Source organism: Desulfobacter sp. UBA2225 (assembly GCF_002348205.1).
GTDB lineage: Bacteria > Desulfobacterota > Desulfobacteria > Desulfobacterales > Desulfobacteraceae > Desulfobacter > Desulfobacter postgatei.
On the sequence record NZ_DDYV01000237.1, the window covers coordinates 1 to 4,301 of the forward strand.

The 4,301-nt window shown below is 49.1% G+C and carries 4 protein-coding genes; all 4 read left to right on the forward strand.

The window, feature by feature from the left end; all coding sequences use genetic code 11:
* Positions 1–2,747 (forward strand): SDR family oxidoreductase (locus B3D59_RS11920; protein WP_286820023.1); only part of this gene is annotated, 2,747 nt, incomplete at its 5' end.
* Between the two features lie 11 nt (positions 2,748–2,758).
* Complete coding sequence (locus B3D59_RS11925; RefSeq protein WP_286820026.1) at positions 2,759–3,481, forward strand: 4'-phosphopantetheinyl transferase family protein; 723 nt, start codon at positions 2,759–2,761, stop codon at positions 3,479–3,481.
* Between the two features lie 292 nt (positions 3,482–3,773).
* Positions 3,774–4,007, forward strand: a complete 234-nt coding sequence (locus tag B3D59_RS11930) for a hypothetical protein (protein ID WP_286820027.1) — start codon at positions 3,774–3,776, stop codon at positions 4,005–4,007.
* Positions 4,004–4,301 (forward strand): hypothetical protein (locus tag B3D59_RS11935; RefSeq protein WP_286820028.1); only part of this gene is annotated, 298 nt, incomplete at its 3' end. The genes B3D59_RS11930 and B3D59_RS11935, both read left to right, overlap by 4 nt.

Here is a 4,301-nt window from a genome sequence, read left to right on the forward strand (position 1 = left end):
CGGTCAAGCAGGTGGAGACCTTCGGCAAGATTACAAAAGCATACGGCCTGTCTGTTCCCGAGGATATCAATCTTTCTGAATTGAACACCATCAGGAAAATCAGTGAATATATACAGTCCCAACTCGCTGGGGATCAAAACGACAATGCAAAGAACTCACCGACGTCTGCAGCCCCGGGCCGTCAAGTACCTGAAACCGGTCATTCCGGGCAGGCAAGCCGGTCCCCCATGCAATCGGATCACTCGGGAATTCAACGATATACCTTTGGATTGCGCAAGCTGTCCAGCCCTCTCCCCGGCAACCTTAATTTTGACGGGCAGACCTATTTGATCACCATGGACAAACAAGGCTTTGGTCGGGCCGTGGCGGATCTTATCACAGAAAACAAAGGGCATGTAATCTGTGTGGGTAACGGTGAACACGATGACTACACCGTTGATTTAAACAGGCTTGAAGGTGCCGAAGATCTCATCTCCAGAATCAAGGTGGAACATGACGGTCTTTCCGGGATCTTTTTCCTTCATCCCCTGGATTTTGCCATGGATTCAGGTGAAAATTTGGCGGCAGAGAGTGCCTCCGTCAAATTTTTATTCCTGTTGTGCAAGGCATTCGGCAGCGGGCTGGATCAATCTTGTGGCCGTATAGCTGCCGTATCGGTCCAGTCCGCTCTGGCCCGTTTCAAGGAACCTGCACCGGATCGGATTTTTCCTGTTTTCAGCGGCATTTCAGGCCTGCTGAAAACCGTATCCAAGGAGTACCCGGGAACAGGGGTGAAACTGGTGGAGTTCATGGATAAAAACGAGCTTGCCGATATAACCCAAGCCGCTTCTGTCTTCATGGACGAAGTTTTCAGCATCAGCACCCGCCTGGAGGTGGGCATTGAAAAGGGGTTAAGATTCGGTATCCGTGCAAAGACCGGCAGTTCGGAGGCATTACAGCCCCAGGGCCAAGGAGCCGCCGTCATCAAGGACAACGACACCCTGCTGGTCACAGGCGGTGCTGCGGGTATCACCTATGAACTGCTCAAGGCGGTTATACGTCCGGACATGCACCTGGTTATTTTAGGACGCAGCCGGGTGGAAGAGGAATTGGAAATTGCTGTGACCGATGCCATGGATGACACACAAATCATGGCCGCACTTAAAACCATACACCCGAACGCCAAACCCGTGGAGCTGAAAAACAGAACAGCCCAATTGAGGCGGATTCTTACGGCCCGGGAAAATCTGGCCCAACTGCGTGCCAACGCAAAGGCGGTGGATTACCATGCCGTGGATGTCACCGACCCCGAGGCCGTTCTAAAGGCGACAAGCCGGTACGATCGTATAGACGGGGTTATTCATGCCGCAGGTGTGGATAGAAGCATTATGATTGAAAAAAAATCCATGGATGATTTCAATCTGGTTTTTGACACCAAGGTCAAGGGGATGGCCAATGTGCTGGCAGCCATTGAAAATAAAAACTGCCGGTATATCATCGGTTTTTCATCCATCACGGCCAGATTCGGTAATGAGGCCCAGTCTGACTACACCGCAGGAAACGACATGATGGGGGCCATGATACAGGCAAGTGCCCTGAAAACACCGGAACTGACCTATAAAGTGTTTGACTGGACCGCATGGGCTGAAATCGGGATGGCCGCCCAAGGGACGATTGAAGCTGTGCTCAAGGAAAAAGGCATTGCCTTTCTTCCGGTGAACCAAGGGGTCCGTTTTTTCCAGGAAGAGCTGCAAAATCCGATCAGCACTGAAATTCTGATTGGTGCGCCTCCTGAAAACAATCCAGCCGCATTTGACCCGGACGGCCTGCTTGCCATAGGTCCCTTCCTGGACACCGTGGAAAAGGATTCCACCCCGAACCGGCTGAAATTTAAACGCCTTCTGGAAGCGGACAGGGATCTTTTCCTTTTCGACCATGCAAGAAAAGGTGTGCCGCTGTTTTTAGGGGCAACCGGTTTGGAAACCATGGCTGAAGCGGCTATGGAATGCAGCGGATCCCAAGGACGCATCCTTGAGGTCAGTGATTTTAAAATTCCATATGGCATAAAATTGTTAAAGAATCGTCCCAAAGATATTGAAATCTTTGCTGAAAAAAATGCCGACGGCTTAATAACAACCGAGATCCACTCCGTCTTCACCCCGCCCGGAGGCAAAGCCCCTGTCCAGGATACCCTGCATTACCAGGGCAAATTTAAAATCGGGACGGATTCGCCCGCCCTGGATAAAATATCTATTCCGGCGCTGTCGGAATTTAAGGTCGATGCCGAGTGGCAGGAACAGATCTACCACCCGGAGCGCCTGTTCATGGACGGGCTGTTCCGCTCCGTGGATCAGTTGGCCGCTCTGGATGAGGATAGCCTGGTCACAGTGGTTCAATGGCGGCCCGGCCGCGAATTTTTTAAAGGTCGGACTTATCCTGAATTTGCCACCCCTGTGGTGATCATGGATGCTGTATTCCAAACCGGCGGCATACTGGAATTTTTCACCAGTGCAGACGTGATGCTGCCCTATGCCATCGGCAAGGTCTCCTTTGCAGGGGCGGTTCTACCGGAGACGCCGTATTTCTGCGTGACCCGGCGGATGGCCCAGGACAGTGACACCAAAACCTATCATATGCAGCTGGCAGATACTTCGGGCCGTGTGATCATAGATATTAAGGATTTTCAAATGGTCCGGGTGGATCACCTGACCGAAGAGAATCGTCCCGCTATGCCCATGCTGGATATGGCAACAGCCGCAACAGCCTGATGGTCGGTTAGATGCAACGCATGAGCCTGCTGTTCCGGGAACAGGGCATTGATTTTTGTCTGGTCCACATTCCGGCAATGCTCGATGCGGTATTACCCCAAACAGTCGGGCCTGGTTACCAGACCAGGCCCGGCTGCCGATTCCGTCCGGATCAGTTTGCACAGCCTGTGCTTTCCCCGGCTGAACTCAATGGGCTAAATCAATTGTTTGCCCTGAAAAAGCAGGTGGAACGACTGGCCGGACGATGGGCGGTAAAAAACCTTGTCATGCAGCAGACAGCCTTGTCCCCGGATGCAATTGAGATACATAATGACGCATCCGGGGCACCGGTCCTGGCATCATCTTTTGATTATGCCATATCCATTACGCATTCAGGGGATTACGCTTTGGCAGCTCTGTGCGGAGACGTCAATGCCATCGGCGTTGATATGGAGGCCATAATCCCGGTGGATATCCCGGCCCTTTTACACGCCGGATTTTCCGAAAAAGAGCGAAACGCATACGCCGGGGCAGACCTTGAAACCATCCTGAAAATCTGGACCATCAAAGAAGCCTTGCTCAAATACCGGCGAACCGGTTTAAAAACCCCTGTAAAAAAAATCGAATGGCTGGATGAAACACTGTATGAAAATCATCTCCCCATTGATAACGTTCTGGTAAAATCCTTCCAACTGGATAAAGTAATTTTCTCGGTGGTCTTTCCATCGGTATCCACAACCCATTCGCCTGTATGATAATCAATGGATTAGGGTTTACACAGCCCCAGGACATTGACACCACAGTTATTTGAATTTCCGGTATAGAAAAATGGGCGGTCGATATTCTCTGCTACTAAAAATGATCTATGTATTTTAAAATGTTACTTGACACTGAGTTCTACTTTGAATAGATAAATACGTATTCATTTTGAAATTTTGTGACAACTATCGTTTACATCTGGACAGCTTTAAATAACCTGCCTTCAACAGGCGATGTAATCGAAAAATTACAACAACTCAATTTGAAAGTCCAAACAAAGACGGCAGTTTGAGAGAAAACAGTGCCCATGAACCTTTAAAACAGAAAATCGCTCTACAGGAAGGTGAAATTGACCGCCTGCAGCAAGAATCTAAAGCGATTCCTGAAAGAATAGACATCTCCAAAACATCCTCAAGAAACTTATCCTTCTCGCAGGATAATGATGCGACAGGATGCCTGCTCCCAGGCATTGTAACCAGAAGGATTGCGAAACGACATTGGGAAAAGGGGACACTTCAATGAAAAATATAGGAGACAGGAAACTTAATCTGATCAGTTTTGCCAATCCAATTGCAGGTACTGGCTTGCTAAATCAGATTGTTAGACTCGATTATGATGTTAACTTGATCAAATCTCTCAATGAGATGAACAGGTGTAAGAACAGGGAATTGCCAGCCACCAACCCAATGGTAATATTCCTTGGAGATAATAATAATCCGGAGCCTTTATTTGTTGATTCATTGCAGTCAAATTATGAATTCCCATCCCTTGCTGTATTGGAAGCCAAAACGCCCAGGGCAAACGCATTAAAATTTT

What these genes read in the sequence shown, in the direction of transcription:
- B3D59_RS11925 (WP_286820026.1), top strand. Translation starts at nt 2,759, where the DNA reads ATGCAACGCATGAGCCTGCTGTTCCGGGAACAGGGCATTGATTTTTGT.